This window comes from Actinomycetota bacterium, from assembly GCA_014360645.1.
In the GTDB taxonomy this organism is placed as follows: Bacteria; Actinomycetota; Geothermincolia; order Geothermincolales; family RBG-13-55-18; genus Solincola_B.
The window spans coordinates 128,903-147,553 of the sequence record JACIXD010000004.1 but is presented as its reverse complement, the minus strand read 5'-3'; the positions used below and the strand labels follow the sequence as shown (position 1 = coordinate 147,553).

Here is an 18,651-nt window from a genome sequence, read left to right as displayed (position 1 = left end):
CGTTCCCGCCTCTCCGATGTTACAATCGGAGGCGGACATGGCCGAGGAATATGACGTCATCATCGTGGGGGCCGGCCCCGCCGGCATCTTCGCTGCCCTCGAGCTGGTGAAGAGGGACGGCCTGCGCGTGCTCATGCTCGAGAAGGGGCCGGACATAGAGAAGCGCGACTGCCCCGCTCGCGAGGGCAGTTGTCGGCGCTGCTCCACCTGCGCCATCACCAGCGGCTGGGGGGGCGCGGGCGCCTACAGTGACGGCAAGCTGTCCCTCTCGCCCGCCGTGGGAGGATGGCTGGAGGAGTACGTGGGCACCCGCATGCTGCGGGACCTCATCGACCGCGTGGATCAGCTCTACCTGGAGTTCGGCGCGCCGCGCCGGGTCTACGGCGACGACGCGGAGAAGGTGGACGGGTGGAGGAGGAAGGCGGTCCTCTCCGGTCTCGTCCTCACCCCATGTCCCTTCCGGCACCTGGGCACGGAGCGCTGCCGGGAACTGCTGGTGAGGATGAGGGAGTTCCTGGCGGAAAAGGTGGAGATCAGGACGGGGAGCCCGGTGGAATCCCTCCTCGTGGAGGGCGGCAGGGCGAAGGGGGTACGCACCGGGGCGGGCGAGGTTGTACACGCCCCCCGCGTGGTGGTGGCCCCCGGGCGCGAGGGCGCGGACTGGCTGGCGGGGGAGATGCGGCGGCTGGGGATCGCGGTGCAGAACAACCAGGTGGACATCGGGATCCGGGTGGAGGTACCCGCCCCGGTTCTGGAGCCCCTCACCCTCGACCTCTACGAGCCGAAGATCCATTATTTCACGCGCCGCTTCGAGGACCGCGTGCGGGTGTTCTGCATGAACCCCTACGGTCAGGTCTGCGTGGAGCGCTACGGGGACGTGCTCACCGTGAACGGGCACTCCTACGGCGAGCGCCGCACCGAGAACTCCAACTTCGCCCTCCTGGTCAGCACCACCTTCACCGAGCCCTTCCGGGAGCCCATCGCCTACGGCAAGTACATCGCCCGCCTCGCCAATCTGCTGGGGGAGGGCATCATCATCCAGAGGTTGGGCGACCTCCTGGCGGGGCGGAGGTCCACGCCGCACCGCATCGCGCGCTCCTCCGTGCGTCCCACCCTTCCCGACGCCGTCCCCGGGGACCTGAGCTTCGCGCTGCCCTACCGCTACGTGAGCGACATCCTGGAGATGCTGGAGGCCCTGGACAGCCTGTGCCCGGGGCTCAACTCCCGCGACACGCTGCTCTACGGGGTGGAGGTGAAGTTCTATTCCTCGCGACCCGGCCTGGGCGCCGACCTGCAGTGCGAGGTCCCCGGCCTCTATGCCGTAGGGGACGGGGCGGGGATCACCCGCGGCCTGGTGCAGGCCTCCGCCTCGGGGATAGTCGCCGCCCGTTCCATCCTCGCATCCTCGGGCCGCTGAACCCCCGGTGAAGGGCTTGCGCGTCTTGTCCCCTTCTTCCGTCCCCGAAACACGCGTCTCCCGGCATGTTCGGGGAAGGCGATCGTCCGTTCCAGGCCGTAAGAGCGTTTCCCTGTCCCCGAACCACGCAATCCCCCGCAAGTGGTATAATGTTTCTCCGTGTGGGGATCGGACAAGCAGGCGAGAAGAGAGAAGAGATAGGCCATGCCCGGGATCGTGGTGGTGGGAACCCAGTGGGGAGACGAGGGCAAGGGGAAGGTCATCGACCTCCTCTCCGACGACATGCACATGGTGGTGCGCTTCCAGGGCGGCAACAACGCCGGACACACCATCGTCTATGACGGAGAGACCCTCAAGCTGCACCTCATCCCCTCCGGCATCCTCTATCCCCATATCGTCCCGGTGATCGGAAACGGGGTCATCGTCAACCCCGGGGTGCTCGTCGCGGAGATGGACAACCTCGCCTCCCTGGACGTGGACGCTGAGCGCCTGCGCATCTCCTACAACGCCCACCTCATCCTCCCCAGCCACGAGGCGCTCGACGGCCTGATGGAGGACAGGCGGGGCGAGGGAGGTTTGGGCACCACGCGGCGGGGCATAGGCCCCACCTATGCCGACAAGGCGGCCCGCGTGGGTCTGCGCATGCAGGAGATGCTGGACGAGAGGGGTTTCCGGGAGAAGGTCCGGGCCGCGGTGGAGGAGAAGAACCGCCTCATCTCCTGCGTCTACGGAGCACCGGCCCTCGACGCGGAGGAGGTCGCCGACGCCTATGAAGGTTATGCCCGCCGCCTGAGGCCTTGCCTGGCGGATACCTCCCTGCTGGTCAAAGAAGCCCTGCGGGAGGAAAAGAACGTCCTCTTCGAGGGAGCGCAGGGGCTGATGCTCGACCTGGACCACGGCACCTACCCCTTCGTGACCTCCTCCAACACCGTCGCCGGAGCGGCCTGCGCGGGGGCGGGGGTGGGTCCTGGGGACATCGACGAGGTCATCGGGGTGACCAAGGCCTACGTCACCCGCGTGGGCGCCGGGCCGTTCCCCACCGAGCAGGACAACGAGATCGGCAGCGCCATGCAGGAGGTGGGACGCGAGTTCGGCACCACCACCGGGCGCCGCCGCCGCTGCGGGTGGTTCGACCTCGTGATCCTGCGCTATGCCGCGCGCCTGAACTCCCTCACCAGCATGGCCGTCACCAAGCTGGACGTGCTCTCGGGATTCGACACCTTGAGGGTCTGCGTGGCCTACCGTTACGGGGACACGGTCATGGAGGAGTTCCCCCAGCTCTCCGGGGTGTTCGCAGCATGCGAGCCGGTGTACGAGGAGATGCCGGGGTGGAAGAGGGATATATCGGAGGCGCGTACCCTGGACGACCTCCCGGCGGAGGCGCGGAGATACCTGGACTTCATCTCCTCGCGCTCCGGGGTACCCATCTCTCTGGTCTCCGTCGGTCCCTCCCGGCAACAGACCATCCTCCTGGACGGGAGCGGGCAACCACTCTCCCAGAGCCGCTTCCTCTTCCAGGACGACCTCCCGCTGTAGGTCGGCGGCCTGGCCTTCTCCCGCGGCTCTCGGAGGATGTTCCGGCAGGCGGTTGTTTTCCGAGGGGTCCGGCTTGTATGGCCGAAAGGCAACCACCCGGCGAAGTGGTTTTTAATATCATCCATAATGACCGCGTTGGCCGCTGTCCCCTCGCTCTCGAATCCCCCAAAGGCTTAAGGAGGAAGACATGAAGAAGAGGGACATATTCATAACCCGGTTCGACCTCGAGCGCTTGAACAAGCTCATGGCGGAGAAGAGAGCGGAGGGCGGCATCAGCGCCTACCTCAAAGACCTCGAGGAGGAGCTTACCCGGGCCAATATAGTTGAGTCGGACGAGGTACCGGGCGACGTCATCACCATGAACTCCAGGGTGCGCCTGAAGGATGTGGATACGGGCGAGGAGATGACCCTGTCCCTGGTCTTCCCCCAGGACGCGGACATAGACCAGGGCAGGATATCCATACTGGCGCCGGTGGGCACGGGCATGCTGGGGTACAGGGTCGGAGACGCCCTGGAGTGGCAGGTCCCGGCCGGGTTGAGGAGGCTGGAGATACTGGAGATCCTCTACCAGCCCGAGGCGGCGGGGGATTTCGACCTCTGATCTCGCATGTAAGCGAGGACACTTTTCCCTCTGGCGCGAAAATGGCCGAGCCACCGCGTTTCCGAGAGGTCGCCATAAGGCCGGGAGAACCCCTCCTGGCCGCGGGGGTACCCTCCGGCATATGCCTGGTTCTCGCGTGGGCCTTCCGGCCGTTCACCTCTGCGTCGCGGCTGCGTCGGTCATCCGTTCGGTTCGAGAATGCGGGATTCCGAACGCCCCGGGCGTTTGATCCGAGCAGCCAAGGGTTTTCATTCCCACCGGCCTTTCAAAATCGGATGTCCATCGATGCTGAGTGGGGACATATTGAGGGATTGGGCAGGATTGTCACCGCCTTCCATAAAATATAGAGGTGTAGCCCGGGCGACCACGGGGAGGTATGCATGAAGGTTCTGGTGGTGGGAGGAGGGGGGCGCGAGCACGCCCTCACCTGGAAGATCGCGCAGTCACCCCTGGTGGACCGCATCTGGTGCGCGCCGGGGAACGCGGGCATGGCCGCCCTCGCCGAGTGCGTGGCCATAAAGGCAGAGGACGTAGAGGGCCTGGCCGCCTTCGCGGCCGAGAAGAAGATAGACCTCACGGTGGTGGGGCCCGAGGCCCCCCTGGTGGCCGGCATCGTCGACGCCTTCCAGGCCCGGGGGCTGGCGGTCTTCGGTCCTGACCGCGAGGCGGCGCAGATGGAGGGGAGCAAGGATTTCGCCAAGCGGCTGATGCTGGAGGCCGGGGTGCCCACGGGGAAGGCGGAGGTCTTCACGGACTTCGAGAGCGCGAAGGCCTGTATCAGGAAAAGCAGCCCTCCCTTCGTGGTCAAGGCGGACGGGCTGGCCGCGGGCAAGGGGGTGGTCATCGCCCGAGACGACCGCGCCGCCTACGAGGCGCTCAAGGCATGTTTCGTGGACCGCGCCTTCGGGGCGGCGGGTGAGAAGGTGCTCATCGAGGAGTTCCTGGAGGGCCAGGAGGTCTCCATCCTCACCTTCGTGGACGGCGAGGACATCCTGCCCATGGCCCCCGCCCAGGACTACAAGCGCGCCGGCGACGGCGATACCGGGCCCAACACCGGCGGCATGGGCTCCTATTCCCCCGTGCCCGTGCTCTCGGAGGAGGACTACCGGCGCGCGGTAGAGGAGATACTCCGGCCCACCGCCCGCGCCCTGGCCGCGCGCGGCATCCGCTATCGGGGCATACTCTACGCCGGGCTCATCCTCACCGCCGAGGGCCCAAGGGTGCTGGAGTTCAACGTGCGCTTCGGCGACCCGGAGACCCAGGCGGTGCTTCCCCGGCTGGAGGGCGATCTCGTGGAGGCCATGTTGGCGGTGGTGGAGGGCCGCCTTTCCGGCATGGGCTTGAACTGGAAAAAAGAGGTATGCGTCACCGTGGTCGTCGCCTCCGGGGGCTACCCCGGGGAATACGCGAAGGGCTACCCCATAAGCGGCCTGGAGGAGGCCGGAGCCCTGGAGGGAGTCACCGTCTTCCACGCCGGCACGCGCCTGGGGGAGGGAGGCGAGGTACTCACCGACGGGGGGCGCGTGCTCAACGTCAGCGCCCTGGGAACGGATTTCGCCGCCGCGCGCGCGAAGGCCTACGAGGCGGTGGAGAGGATCGGCTTCCGGGATATCTATTACCGCGGGGACATCGCCCTGCGCGCCTTCGGGTCCTGATGAGGCGGGGGAGCGTGAGTCGGAGATGATGGTGGAGGAAGTGAGCACATGGAGGTATCGGGAACATGGGCGTGCCTAAGGTAGCCCTGCTCATGGGCTCCGGGTCGGACGCGGAGAAGGTAAAGCCGGCAGAGGAGGTCCTCGCCGGGATGGGGGTGGAGGTGGTGAAGGCGGTCATCTCCGCCCACCGCCAGCCCGAGAAGCTGAGGGAGTTCGTGCGCGAGGCGCCCGGGGAGGGCGTGGAGGTCTTCATCGCCGCCGCGGGGAAGGCGGCCCACCTGCCCGGCGTCATCGCCTCCCTGACCGCCCTCCCGGTGATCGGCATCCCCATCTCCTCGCCGGACCTGGGGGGGCTGGACGCGCTGCTCTCCATCGTCCAGATGCCGCGCGGGGTGCCCGTGGCCGCGGTGGCCATAGATGGGGCCGCCAACGCGGCCCTGCTGGCGTGCTCCATCCTGGCCCTGAAACACGAGGCGGTGGCCTCGGCCTTGGCGGAGTACCGCAGGCGCATGGCGGAGGCCTGAAAAAGCCCCTGTCAGCGGCGTTTTCCATGGTGCATAATAGACTTGTGCCGGGCGAGATGCATGGAAAAGGTTGGTAATATGGCACCTTTTGTGGGTACCGCGCGCGGCCGCTTTGCTCCGGGAGGGACGGAGAGATGATCCCGCGCTACACCCTGCCGGAGATGGCCGAGGTATGGAGCGAGAACAACAAGCTCCGGAAGTGGCTGGACATCGAGATCCTGGCCGTGGAGGCCAGGGCGCGGCGGGGGGAGGTCCCCCCGGAGGCTTTGGAGGAGATAAGGTCGCGGGCCGCCTTCGATCCCGAGCGCGTGCGCGAGATCGAGGAGATGGTGCACCACGATGTCATCGCCTTCCTCACCAACGTGGCGGAGAACGTGGGGGAGAGCTCGCGCTTCATCCATTACGGCATGACCTCCTCCGACGTCCTGGACACCGGGCTCGCCCTGCAGATGCGCGAGGCCATGGACCTCATCCTGTCCGAGGCGCGTGCCCTCGCCGCCGCCCTCAAGGAGAGGGCGCTGGATTTCCGGGACCTCGTGGTGGTGGGGCGCACCCACGGGGTGCATGCGGAGCCTATGACCCTGGGGATGAAGTTCGCCCTCTGGACCTTTGAGGCAGCACGGGACATCGGGCGCCTGGAGAGGGCGCGCGAGGCGGTGAGCTGCGGCAAGATCTCCGGGGCGGTGGGGACCTACGCCCACCTCGACCCCTGGGTCGAGGCCTATGTCTGCGAGAGGCTGGGGCTGAAGCCGGCCGAGGTCTCCACCCAGGTCCTGCAGCGCGACCGCCACGCCGAGTATTTGGCGGCCATCGCCATCGCCGGCTCCAGCCTGGAGAAGTTCGCCCTGGAGATCAGGGGCCTTCAGAGGACCGAGGTACTGGAGGTCGAGGAGCCCTTCCGCAGGGGGCAGAAGGGGTCCAGTGCCATGCCCCATAAGCGCAACCCCATCCTCTGCGAACGCATCTGCGGTCTGGCGAGGGTGCTGCGGGGCAACGCCATGGCCGCCATGGAGAACGTAGCTCTGTGGCACGAGAGGGACATCTCGCATTCCTCGGTGGAGAGGGTGATCATCCCCGACTCCACCACCCTGCTCCACTACATGCTGGTGAAGTTCCGGGGCGTGGTGGAGGGCCTGCAGGTCTACCCCGAGAACATGCGGCGCAACCTCGAGCTCAACCGCGGCCTTATCTTTTCGGAGAACGTGCTGCTCGCCCTAGTGGACAGGGGGCTTACGCGCGAGGAAGCCTATGCCCTGGTGCAGCGCAACGCCATGCGCGCCTGGGACGAGGGCGGGGACTTCCGCGCCCTCCTGGCCGCCGACCCCGAGGTGGCGTCCCGCCTCGGCGGCGAGGAGCTCGAGGCGTGTTTCGACCTGGAAAGGCAACTGCGCAACCTGGGAGAGGTCTTCGCCCGCCTGGAGGCCCTGGACCTGCGGGGCCCCTGAGGGAGACCTCGAACTCAGGAGCGGGGGCCCGTCCGCCGGGGCAGGGCAGGACCGTTGTGGGCCGTCGAGGAGCCGGGGCCGCCGGGGCACGCGCGGAGGTCTCGAGGAGATCGGAGGAGGAGGAGACGGGATTGAAGGTATCTGTTTTCGTGTCGCCTAAGCAGGGAGTGCTTGACCCCGCCGGGCAGGCGACCCTGGGGTCGCTCAGGTCCCTGGGTTTCGAAGAGGTTTCCGAGGTGCGTATCGGCAAGTACATCACCCTGCGCCTGGAGGGGGTGGACGCGGAGCGCGCGGAGGCGCGGGTGCAGGAGATGTGCGAGAGGCTCCTCGCCAACCCCATCATCGAGGACTTCCGGGTGGAGATAGAGCGCTGAACGACGCGGCCTCGAGGAGTGAACGCGGAGGAGAGGAGCCAGATGAAGTTCGGAGTGGTCGTTTTTCCCGGATCCAACTGCGAGATGGACTGCCACCACGTCATCGACAAGGTCCTGGGGGAGGACGTGGATTACGTCTGGCACCAGGAGACCGACGTCTCGCGCTACGACTGCCTGGTGCTGCCGGGCGGGTTCTCCTACGGCGATTACCTGCGTTGCGGGGCCATCGCCCGTTTCAGCCCGGTCATGGAGGCGGTGGCGGGGTACGCCCGCGAGGGCGGGCTGGTCATCGGCATCTGCAACGGTTTCCAGATCCTGTTAGAGGCGGGACTGCTGCCCGGGGCCATGCTCCGCAACACCTGCCTCCACTTCATCTGCTGCTTCGTGCACCTGCGGGTGGAGAACGCCTCCACGCCCTGGACCAACGCCGCCGCGGAGGGACAGGTTCTGCGCATCCCCATCGCCCATAACGAGGGCAACTACACCGCGGACGCGGACACCCTGCGCGAGCTCCGGGAGCAGGGAAGGATCATCCTGCGTTACTGCGACCCGGAGGGCGCTGTGAGCGAGGAGGCCAACCCCAACGGGGCTGCGGACAACATCGCCGGCATATGCAACGAGGGCTTCAACGTCTTCGGCCTCATGCCCCATCCGGAGCGCGCATCCGAGGAGCTGCTGGGGAGCACCGACGGCATGGTCATATGGGAGTCCATCATGGCGCATCACCGGGGAAAGGGGTAGGGTGGCATCATGGCGGAGCTATACGAGGAACTGGGTCTGACCGAGGACGAGTACCGGGACATCGTGCGCCTGCTGGGCAGGGAGCCCAACAAGGTGGAGCTGGGCATGTACTCCCTCATGTGGAGCGAGCACTGTTCCTACAAGAGCTCCAGGGCGGTGCTGGCGCAGCTCCCCACCCGCGCTTCCTACGTGCTTCAGGGCCCGGGGGAGAACGCGGGGGTGATAGACATCGGGGGAGGGTTGGCGGTGGCCTTCAAGATGGAGTCCCACAACCACCCCAGCGCCGTGGAGCCCTACCAGGGAGCGGCCACCGGCATCGGGGGCATCGTGCGCGACATCTTCACCATGGGAGCCCGGCCCATAGCCTGCCTCGACCCCCTGCGCTTCGGCGACCCCGCCAGCCCGCGCACCCGCTACCTCTTCGGAGGGGTGATCGCGGGCATCGCCGGGTACGGGAACTGCCTGGGCATCCCCACGGTGGGAGGGGACATCTATTTCGACCCCTGCTACGACGAGAACATCCTCGTCAACGTGATGTGCATCGGGATCATGTCCAAGGAGGACCTCATCCGCGGCCAGGCCAGCGGGGTGGGCAACGCGGTGGTGCTCCTGGGCAACCGCACGGGGCGCGACGGCATCGGTGGCGCCTCCATCCTCGCCTCGCAGGAGTTCGACGAGAAGAGCCAGGAGAAGCGGCCCAGCGTGCAGGTGGGAGACCCCTTCACCGAGAAGCTGCTCATCGAGGCATGCCTGGAGCTGTTGGACAGAAGGCTCCTGGTGGGATTGCAGGACCTGGGCGCCGCCGGCATCTCCTGCGCCTGCTCCGAGACCGCGGCGCGCGGCGGGGTGGGCATGCGCATCGACCTGGAGAAGGTGCCCCTGCGGGAGGATATGGAGCCCTTCGAGATCATGATCTCCGAGTCCCAGGAGCGCATGCTGGCCATCGTGGAACCGCGGCACCTCGAGGAGGTGCTGGCGGTCTGCGGCAGGTGGGGGCTGAACGCCGCGGTCATAGGCGAGGTGACCGAGGGCGACGCCCTGCAGATATACTGGCACGGGGAAAAGGTGGTGGACGTGCCCGCCTCCACCCTAGCCAGCGGGCCGGTCTATGACCGCCCCTCGGAGAGGCCGGGATACCTCGACGAGGTACAAGCCTTCGACCTCTCCTCCCTGCGGCACCCCGGCGACCATGGAGAGACCCTGCTGCGGCTGGTGGGAGGTCCCAACCTCTGCAGCAGGCGAGTGGTGTGGGAACAGTACGACCACATGGTGCAGCTCAACACCGTGGCCTATCCCGGCTCAGACGCCGCGGTCCTGCGCATCAAGGGGACCAGCAAGGCGCTGGCGGTGTCCTGCGACGGCAACTCCCGCTACGTCTATCTCGATCCCTACACCGGCACCCAGATCGCGGTGGCGGAGGCGGCGCGCAATGTGGTGGCATCGGGAGGCGTCCCCATGGCCTTCACCAACTGCCTGAACTTCGGCAACCCGGAAAAACCTGGCATATTCTGGCAGTTCAGGGAGGCGGTGCGCGGCATGGCCGACGCCGCCCGCTACCTGGAGCTGCCGGTGGTGAGCGGGAACGTGAGCTTTTATAACGAATCCTTCGGAACCGCCATCTATCCCACGCCGGTGATCGGCATGGTGGGGCTCATCGGCAACGTGGCCAAGCGCACGGACATCGCCTTCCCGGAGGAGGGGCTGCTGGTGGTCATGCTGGGGGAGACCCTGGATGAGCTGGGCGGCTCCGAGTACCTGTGGCTGGTGCACGGTATCGCCGCAGGCCGCCCCCCGCGTCTGGACCTGAGCCTGGAGAAGGGCGTGCAGGCGACCTGCATCGAGGGCATACGCAGGGATATCATCCTCTCCGCCCACGATTGCTCGGAGGGCGGCGCGGCGGTGGCCCTCCTGGAGTGTTGCTGCGCGGGGGGCATGGGAGCGAGGATAGAGGTGGAGACGGAGCTCCCGCCCGTGTCCTGGCTGTTCTCCGAGAGCCAGTCGCGGTTCGTGGTGACCCTGCGCGAGGAAGGGCTTCCCGCCCTGCGCAAGCTGGCCGCGTCGAGGGGGGTGCCCCTGCAGGTCCTAGGCAGGACGGGAGGAGACCACCTGACCGTCAACGACTGGATAGACCTGGAAGTGAAGGAGATGGACCGCGTCAGGGAGGAGGCCCTGGAGAGGATCATGCGGGGTTGAAGGCGGGAGGCGTTCACGCCGCCGCCCCTGGGCCCCCACCCGGGCGGCACTGCGGAGCCCCGGTGTGACGGCAAGAAAGCGGCGGCGGATACGGCAGCCCAGAACGGGTTCGGCGGGATCAGCGGAAACGAGGCGGCGAACGGAGAGACGAGAGAGGCGATGAGATAAGGTGGCCTTCGAACGCAACGAGGCATGCGGCATCTTCGGCATCTACACCCGCGAGGACGATGTCGCCAAGCTGACCTATTACGCCCTTTACGCCCTGCAGCACCGCGGCCAGGAGAGCGCCGGCATCGCGGTGTCGGACGGCAGGGAGAGCCTCATGCTCAAGGACATGGGCATGGTCTCGCAGGTCTTCAGCGAGCGGGACCTCAACAACCTCAAGGGGTACATGGCCATCGGCCACGTCAGGTATTCCACCACCGGGTCCTCCTTCTGGGAGAACGCGCAGCCGGTGCAGGTGCCGCGCCGCCGGGGGTCCGTGTACGTGGCCCACAACGGCAACCTCATCAACACCGTGGAGCTGCGCGAGGAGCTGCGGGCGGAGGGGGTGCGCTTCCGCTCCACCTCCGACACCGAGGTGATCGCGGTGTTGCTGGCCCGCTCCCCCGCCGAGGACATCGTGGACGCCGTGAAGGAGGTCATGCCCCGCCTGGTGGGGGCGTATTCCCTGGCCATACTCACCGAGAAGCGCCTCATAGGTCTCCGGGACCCCTACGGCATCAGGCCTCTCTGCGTGGGCGCATACCGTGACGGATACGCCATCTCCAGCGAGAGCAGCGGCCTGGACATCATCGGGGCGGAGTACATGCGGGAGATCGAACCCGGGGAGATGGCGGTGATCGACGAGGACGGCCTGAGGTTCGAGCGCTTCATGGAGGCGCGCAAGCCGTCCCTCTGCATCTTCGAGTTCATCTACTTCGCGCGCCCCGACTCCATCATGTACGACACCTACCTCTACCATGCGCGCAAGCACATGGGGATGAGCCTCGCGGACGAGGCCCCGGTGGAGGCGGACGTGGTCATGCCCATCCCCGACACCGGCGTGCCGGCGGCCATCGGCTACTCCCAGGCCTCGGGGATCCCCTTCGGGGAAGGGCTGATCAAGAACCGCTACATCGGGCGCACCTTCATCCAGCCCACCCAGGCCATCCGCAGGCTGGGGGTGCGCCTGAAGCTCAACCCCCTGGTGGGAGACATCAGGGGAAAGCGCCTGGTGGTGGTGGACGATTCCATCGTGCGGGGCAACACCACGCGCGAGATCGTGAGGATGCTCCGGGACGCGGGAGCCAGGGAGGTGCACATGCGCATCAGCTCCCCTCCCGACATGTACCCTTGCTTCTACGGCATCGACACCGCTATCCGCAAGGAGCTCATCGCGTCCACCCGCAGCGTGGAGGAGATAAGGGAGTTCATCGGGGCCGACACCCTGCATTACCTGAGCATGGAGAACCTGGTGTGGTCGACGCGCCGTCCGCGCGAGGAGTTCTGCCTCGCCTGCTTCGACGGCGATTATCCCATCCCCGTGCCCGAGGACGTCAAGATGGCCAAGTGCAGGCTGGAGACGGAGAGGGTGGGGACGGACGGAGAGTGACGCGGCCGAGCGGGCGGGGCGCACCCGGGTGCCGCGCGGGGATCGGAGGAACGAGGGACACGGGACGGAGGAAGGGCAGGAACGGGGGCAGAGGAAGAGGAAGCGGGGAAAGGCGGAAATGGAAGAAGTAGACAAAAAAAACAACGGCGGGGAAGCCTGCCGTCCACTCACCTACGCGGGCGCCGGGGTGGATATCGAGGCGGGCGCGCGCGCTGTGGAGCTGATCAGGGAGGAGGCGGCCTCCACCTTCCGCCCCGAGGTGCTCTCGGGGCTGGGGGGCTTCGGGGCGCTCTTCGCGGCCGGGTTCAAGGGCTATTCCGACCCCGTGCTGGTCTCGGCGGTGGACGGCGTGGGGACCAAGCTCAAGGTGGCGCAGATGCTCGACCGCCACGACACCATAGGGGTGGACCTGGTGGCCATGTGCGTGGACGACATCGTGACCTGCGGGGCGGAGCCCCTGTTCTTCCTCGACTACCTGGCCATGGGCAGGGTGGACCCCGAGAAGGTGCGCAGCATCGTGGCGGGGATCGCGCGCGGCTGCCGACGCTGCGGGTGCGCCCTCATCGGCGGGGAGACGGCGGAGCATCCCGGGGTCATGGAGGAGGACGACTACGACCTGGCGGGGTTCGCCGTGGGGGTGGTGGAAAAAGAAAGGATCATCGACGGCTCGCGCATCGTGCCGGGGGACGCCATCCTGGGCATCATGAGCAGCGGGCTGCACTCCAACGGCTATTCCCTGGTGCGCAAGGTGTTCTTCGAGACGAACGACTTCGACCCCGGCGACCGCCTGCGCGGCCTCGCGCGCACCCTGGGGGAGGAGCTGCTCACCCCCACGGAGATTTATGCTCCCGGCATCCTCCGCCTGCTCGGGGAGGTGGACGTCAAGGGCATCGTGCACGTGACGGGGGGAGGGTTGATCGAGAACGTCCCGAGGGTGCTCCCCTCCGGCGTGGACGCGGTCATCGACACCACCACCTGGCATCCCCACAGCATCTTCAAGATCGTGAGGGACATGGGGGGCATAGACGAGGTGGAGATGTTCAGGACCTTCAACATGGGCATCGGCATGGTGGTGGTCGTGGACCTGGGGGATTTCCGCCAGGCCATCCACCTCCTGGGACTGGAGGGTTACCGTGCCATGCGCATCGGAGACGTCTGCGAAGGCGGCGGCGGCATTCGGCTGACCTGCTGAGGAAAAGGAGGGACGGCGACATGCCCGAGCCCTGCAGGCTGGGGGTGCTCATTTCCGGCTCCGGCACCAACCTCGAGAACATCGCGCGCCGCATCGAGGAGGGTTCCCTGCCCGCGCGCATCGCCGTGGTCATAAGCGACGTGGAGGAGGCATACGGGCTGGTGCGCGCGCGCCGCTTCGGACTCGAGGCCCTCTTCGTGGACCCCGCCTCCTTCCCGGACCGACCCTCATACGACCGCGAGCTGGTCCGCATCCTCGAGGAGCGCGAGGTGGACCTGGTGGTGCTGGCGGGCTTCATGCGCCTAGTGGGCCCGGAGTTCGTGGCCGCTTTCCGCAACCGCATCATGAATATCCATCCCGCGCTGCTCCCCTCCTTCCCCGGCACCTCCGGGGTCGCCGATGCCCTGGCCTACGGGGTGAAGGTCACCGGCGTCACCGTGCACTTCGTGGACGAGGGCCTGGACACCGGGCCCATCATCCTGCAGGACGCCGTCCCCGTGCTGCCGGGAGACGATGAGGAGACCTTGCACCGGCGCATACACGAGGTGGAATACCGGCTCTACCCGGAGGCCATCCGGTACTTCTGCGAGGGGAGGCTAAGGGTGGAAGGCAGGCGGGTGGAGATACTGGACGGTTGACATGCCGTCCTCTTTGAGCCCGGGCATGTGGTCCTTCGTGGAAGGCAGGCAGGTGGAGATGCCGGAGGCTTGATGGCGTTTGTTGGAAAAGGGGAGCGGGTACGCTTCCCGGGAGCATAGTGCGATAGGGGGTACGGTCGATGGCCAGGATCGAGCGGGCGCTCATCAGCGTGTCCAACAAAGCGGGGATCGTGGGGCTCGCCAGGGAGCTGCGGGAGATGGGGGTGGAGATCATCTCCACCGGGGGCACGGAGACCCGGCTGCGCGGCGAGGGCATAGAGGTCATCCCCATAGCGGATATCACCGGCTTCCCTGAGATGCTCGACGGTAGGGTCAAGACCCTGCATCCCCATATCCACGCCGCCCTCCTCGCGGACCGCTCCAACCCCGAGCACATGAGACAGCTAGAGGAGTTGGGCATCAAGCCCATTGACCTGGTGGTGGTGAACCTCTATCCCTTCGCGGAGACCATCGCCCAGCCCGGCACCACGCTGGAGCAGGCGGTGGAGCAGATCGACATCGGGGGCGTCACCCTCATCCGGGCCGCGGCCAAGAACTTCGCCTCCGTGGCGGTGGTCACCAATCCCAAGCGCTACTCCTCGGTGCTGCTGGAGATGCGCCGCAACGGCGGGGGGCTGTCGGAGGAGACGCGCAAGTCCCTGGCGGCGGAGGGTTTCCGTCACACCGCGGGCTACGACGCCGCCATCTACGCCTACCTCTCGGGGGCCTTCGAGGAGTTCCCGGACACCCTGAACCTGGTCTTCAAGAAGCAGTCCATGCTGCGCTACGGGGAAAACCCCCATCAGAGGGGAGCCCTATACCAGGAGGTGGGGGCGCCCTCCACGGCACTGGTCTTCGCCGAGCAGCTCCACGGCAAGGAGTTGTCGTTCAACAACGTCCTGGACACCGACGCCGCCTGGTCCCTGGTGAAGGAGTTCCCGCGCCCCGCCGTGGTGATGATCAAGCACAACAACCCCTGCGGGGTGGCGGTGGCCGACCGCCTGGCCGACGCCTGGAGGCGGGCCTACGAGTGCGACGAGGTGAGCGCCTTCGGGAGCGTCATGGCCCTCAACCGGCCCGTGGACGCGGATACCGCCGCGCTCATCGACTCCATCTTCGTGGAGGTGGTGATAGCCCCGGACTACGACGAGGACGCGCGCAGGATACTTCAGCGCAAGGAGGACATCCGCCTCCTGCGCCTTCCCCTGGAGAGAGAGCCGTTCAACCTGCTCAAGGACCTCAAGCGGGTGGACGGCGGCCTGCTGGTGCAGGATTACGACGCCGGGGAAGACGACCTCAGCGGCGTGGAGTACGTGGGCGACAGGCGCCCCACGCCGGGGCAGTGGGAGGACCTGGTGTTCGCCTGGAAGGTGGCCAAGCATACCCGCTCCAACGCCATAGTGCTGGCCAGGGACGGGGCCACGGTGGGCATCGGGGCGGGCCAGATGAGCCGGCTCGATTCCACCCACCTCGCCCTGCGCAAGGCCGGGGGAAAGGCGGGCGGCTCGGTGTGCGCCTCCGACGCCTTCTTCCCCTTCCCCGACTCCGTGGTCATGGCGGCGGAGGCGGGGGTGGAGGCTTTCATCCAGCCCGGGGGCTCCATGCGGGACGAGGAGACCTTCGAGGAGATAAGGCGCCGCGGGCTGGTGATGGTGCTCACCGGGAAGCGCCACTTCCGCCATTGATGCCGGGCATGCCCACGCCCGTAAGCGAGAGAGAAACATGCGAGACCGGTGCCTTATAGGGTAACATGGTGCCATGAGCAGGTTCTTCCTGGCCGTGCGCCTCGTCATCCTCGCGGCGCTGCTGGTTCTCCTGGCGGCGGTGTTCTGGGGCATCGCCAACCACGAGAAGACCGAGGCGGCGCACCAAGGCGGCGAGATCTACGAGCAGTACCAGCGCTCCAAGCCCGCCGGCTATACCTCCGTGTTGCTGGTGGCGCTGGTGATAGTGGGCATCCTCGTGGTCCTGGCCTCCATTCTCTTCGAGTACCACCAGGTGCGGGAGGGCAGGAAAAGGCAGTCGCGCTCGCCGGAGCGCGGCGGAGGTGAGGGCTCGCGCTGGGTTTGACGTGTCGACCCATGGCGACCGCGGCCTTCCGGCCCGCGCGGGCGCATGCGGCGCAAGGCAAAATGGCTCCGCATTTCTTTTTGGAACGCGGACGTGGAAGGGGTCGGGCGGCGAGAAGGCCCTTGCCCAGCGGGCACCGCGGCGGCCCGCCCGCCCGGGCGCATGCGGCGCAAGGCAAAATGGCTCCGCATTTCTTTTTGGAACGCGGACTTGGAAGGGGTCGGGCGGCGAGAAGGCCCTTGCCCAGCGGGCACCGCGGCGGCCCGCCCGCCCGGGCGCATGCGGCGCGGTGAGAATAGGGTGAGCGGCGGATATCCCTCGCCGGGGAAAGGAGTCCGGGCATGAAAAAGGTGGAAGTGTCGGATATGCTGTGGTACGGGAACCGCCCCATGCCTTTGAGCTTCCCGGACCATTGGGATGTCGAGGTCCTGGAGCCCCCGGGCTTCGGAAAGCCCGCCCTGGACGCTCGAGGCCTGGCCCGGGCCTTCGAGGAGCCTATAGGTTCTCCCGCCCTGCGGGAGCTGGCGTCGCGTGCGCGCGAGGTGGCCGTAGTCTTCGACGACATGACCCGTCCCACCCCCGTCAAGGTGGTCCTGCCCCATATCCTGGAAGCCCTGCAGAAGGCGGGCATCCCCGACGACAACGTGCGCTTCATCCCCGCCCTGGGCATGCACGGGGCCATGGACAACATCGGCTTCCGCAAAAAGCTGGGAGACGAGGTGGTGGAGCGGTTCCCGGTCTACAACCACAATCCCTACGAGAACTGCGAGTACCTGGGGGAGAGCCCCAGCGGCATTCCCGTGTACATCAACCGCGAGTTCATGTTCTGCGACCTGCGTATCGGTATCGGATGCATCACCCCCCACGTGCATGTGGGATTCGGGGGCGGGGGGAAGATAATCCTGCCGGGCATAAGCGGGGTGCAGACCATCAAGGCTTTCCATCGCGAGGTAGCCCTGCGGGGGCCGGAGACCATGGGCCTGGGAAAGACGGAGGGCAACGTGATGTACGCGGCGATCGCCGAGGTGACCAGGATGTCGGGATTGCAGGTCAAGGTGGACGCCCTCGTCAACGCCCGCGGCGAGATAACCGACCTCTTCGTGGGGGACCCGTTGGCGGAATATGAGGTAGGGGTGAAGGCGGCGAGGGAGCATTACGCCACCAAGCCCGCACCGGGCAAAGACATCGTGGTCGCCAACGCCTATGCCAAGTACAACGAGATGGCCATCTGCATGCTCATGTCCATGATGAGCGTGAACTACGCCCGCGGCGCCGTCGTGCTCGTGGTCAACAGCCCGGAGGGACAGATATGCCACTACCTCATCCGGAGCTTCGGCAAGGAATACGGCGGGGAATACTACATGCGCATGGGGCCGCCTCCGGAGGGAATAAGGCTCATCGTCTGCTCTCGCTATCCCGACAGGACCATGTGCGACCTCTTCGCCCCCGCGGAGTGCGTTACCGTTACCCGCACCTGGGATGAGACCCTCGCGCTGCTGGAGGAGGAGTTCCCGGGCGAGGCCTCCGTGGCGGTGATCCCAGACGGCACCATGCAGTATTTCGCCTGAGCCCGTCGCCGCCGAGGCCGCTGGCTAGTGAAGGCCTACGGGTCCGGGAGGAGGCTGGCGCGCTGTCCTGCGCCTTGCGTTTTGCCTGGCCTGCTGTAGTGATGCGCTTCGGTTCCCGATAGTAATTTCAGGCCTGTGACGGATCCGGTGACCGGGAGGTCGCCGCCGCTCGAGGCCAGCGACCATGAAGTCGTAAGCGACGAGAGGCGGTATGCCGGATGAACGGACGTCGTAACTGCCCCCGGGCTCTGGAACGTGAGGAGGATGAGGTTTGAGGAAGATGCGCGCCCTGCTGGCGCTCGCCAGCGCCGTGCTGGCGTCGGCGGCGATCATGTACCTGGTGAGCATGCGGGCGGGAGAGTCCCTGGGCGGTCCCGTTTTCTCCGCTCGCCTCGCCCTCATCTTCATACTCCTGGGCGCCTCGGGGCTTCTGCTGCCGAGGCTGGGACGGGGTACGCTGCCCATGCGCCTTTGGTACTGGATAACGGTGGCGGTGGCCATCAACGTCATCCCCGTGGTCATGGAGACGGTCAACGCCTATGCCGGCAGGGACGTCTTTTCCCCCGACCTCATCTTCGTCTTTTTCATCCTCGTCTTCATCCCCGTGCTGGTGGTGATAGGCAGCCTGTATGTGGGCTTCAAGAGGCAGGGCTTCGAGTTCGCGCGCTCGGCATCGACCACCGTGCTGCCCTCCCTGGTGGTCTTCGCGGCGGTGACCCTGTTCGTGCTCATCGTGCCCCTGGCCGCGAGCGACGTGTCTCCGGGGGTGAGGATCTCCGACATCTTCGCCCTGGTGGTACAGGTTGCCGCGCTCTGCATCGTGGCGTTCATGGCCGTCACCATCGGGAAGGGGGAGGCGGGGCGCCCCTTTCTCTTCATCTCCCTGGCCCTGGTGTGCATCATGGTCCAGACCATCCTCACCGCCCATATCCGGCTCGTGGGCATGATGAGCACTACCGAGCCGGCGGATTTCTTCCTGCACCTCGCCTACTACCTGCTCATCCTGGCGGCGTACTTCCAGTACCGGCTGTCCTCCGGGCCGGCTTGACGACCGGCGGGATACGCTAGGTCCGCCCGGGAAGGGGAAAAATATGCCCTGGAGG

General features: G+C 66.8%; 16 protein-coding genes. All 16 read left to right on the top strand.

What is annotated here, in order from left to right:
• Nucleotides 1-37: 37 nt before the first annotated feature.
• Entirely contained in the window at nt 38-1,417 is a 1,380-nt protein-coding gene (locus H5T74_04810; protein MBC7229697.1) for an NAD(P)/FAD-dependent oxidoreductase, read from the top strand.
• A gap of 204 nt (nt 1,418-1,621) precedes the next feature.
• Nucleotides 1,622-2,953, top strand: coding sequence for an adenylosuccinate synthase (locus H5T74_04805; GenBank protein MBC7229696.1), 1,332 nt, complete (start codon nt 1,622-1,624; stop codon nt 2,951-2,953).
• 187 nt (nt 2,954-3,140) lie between these two features.
• Nucleotides 3,141-3,554, top strand: coding sequence for a nucleoside diphosphate kinase regulator (rnk, locus tag H5T74_04800; protein MBC7229695.1), 414 nt, complete (start codon nt 3,141-3,143; stop codon nt 3,552-3,554).
• A 380-nt stretch (nt 3,555-3,934) separates the two neighbouring features.
• Nucleotides 3,935-5,209 (top strand): phosphoribosylamine--glycine ligase, encoded by a 1,275-nt coding sequence (gene purD, locus H5T74_04795; GenBank protein ID MBC7229694.1) that lies wholly within the window; start codon nt 3,935-3,937, stop codon nt 5,207-5,209.
• A gap of 71 nt (nt 5,210-5,280) precedes the next feature.
• Nucleotides 5,281-5,733, top strand: a complete 453-nt coding sequence (gene purE / locus H5T74_04790; protein ID MBC7229693.1) for a 5-(carboxyamino)imidazole ribonucleotide mutase — start codon at nt 5,281-5,283, stop codon at nt 5,731-5,733.
• Nucleotides 5,734-5,867: 134 nt separating this feature from the next.
• Entirely contained in the window at nt 5,868-7,178 is a 1,311-nt protein-coding gene (locus tag H5T74_04785) for an adenylosuccinate lyase (protein ID MBC7229692.1), read from the top strand.
• Nucleotides 7,179-7,309: 131 nt separating this feature from the next.
• Nucleotides 7,310-7,552: a phosphoribosylformylglycinamidine synthase subunit PurS gene (gene purS / locus H5T74_04780; GenBank protein MBC7229691.1), complete on the top strand. Its 243-nt coding sequence runs from the start codon at nt 7,310-7,312 to the stop codon at nt 7,550-7,552.
• A gap of 42 nt (nt 7,553-7,594) precedes the next feature.
• A complete protein-coding gene (gene purQ / locus H5T74_04775) occupies nt 7,595-8,293 on the top strand; it encodes a phosphoribosylformylglycinamidine synthase subunit PurQ (GenBank protein ID MBC7229690.1) in 699 nt (232 codons plus the stop codon).
• 6 nt (nt 8,294-8,299) lie between these two features.
• Complete coding sequence (gene purL, locus H5T74_04770; protein ID MBC7229689.1) at nt 8,300-10,486, top strand: phosphoribosylformylglycinamidine synthase subunit PurL; 2,187 nt, start codon at nt 8,300-8,302, stop codon at nt 10,484-10,486.
• 169 nt (nt 10,487-10,655) lie between these two features.
• Nucleotides 10,656-12,080, top strand: coding sequence for an amidophosphoribosyltransferase (purF, locus tag H5T74_04765; GenBank protein ID MBC7229688.1), 1,425 nt, complete (start codon nt 10,656-10,658; stop codon nt 12,078-12,080).
• Nucleotides 12,081-12,198: 118 nt separating this feature from the next.
• Nucleotides 12,199-13,272, top strand: coding sequence for a phosphoribosylformylglycinamidine cyclo-ligase (locus H5T74_04760; GenBank protein ID MBC7229687.1), 1,074 nt, complete (start codon nt 12,199-12,201; stop codon nt 13,270-13,272).
• Nucleotides 13,273-13,292: 20 nt separating this feature from the next.
• Nucleotides 13,293-13,910, top strand: coding sequence for a phosphoribosylglycinamide formyltransferase (locus tag H5T74_04755; protein ID MBC7229686.1), 618 nt, complete (start codon nt 13,293-13,295; stop codon nt 13,908-13,910).
• A gap of 140 nt (nt 13,911-14,050) precedes the next feature.
• The gene (gene purH / locus H5T74_04750; GenBank protein ID MBC7229685.1) at nt 14,051-15,595 is read left to right on the top strand and encodes a bifunctional phosphoribosylaminoimidazolecarboxamide formyltransferase/IMP cyclohydrolase; all 1,545 of its coding nucleotides are present in this window, start codon (nt 14,051-14,053) and stop codon (nt 15,593-15,595) included.
• 73 nt (nt 15,596-15,668) lie between these two features.
• Entirely contained in the window at nt 15,669-15,980 is a 312-nt protein-coding gene (locus tag H5T74_04745; GenBank protein ID MBC7229684.1) for a hypothetical protein, read from the top strand.
• 341 nt (nt 15,981-16,321) lie between these two features.
• The gene (locus H5T74_04740; GenBank protein ID MBC7229683.1) at nt 16,322-17,548 is read left to right on the top strand and encodes a DUF2088 domain-containing protein; all 1,227 of its coding nucleotides are present in this window, start codon (nt 16,322-16,324) and stop codon (nt 17,546-17,548) included.
• 271 nt (nt 17,549-17,819) lie between these two features.
• Entirely contained in the window at nt 17,820-18,596 is a 777-nt protein-coding gene (locus tag H5T74_04735) for a hypothetical protein (GenBank protein ID MBC7229682.1), read from the top strand.
• Nucleotides 18,597-18,651 lie beyond the last annotated feature (55 nt).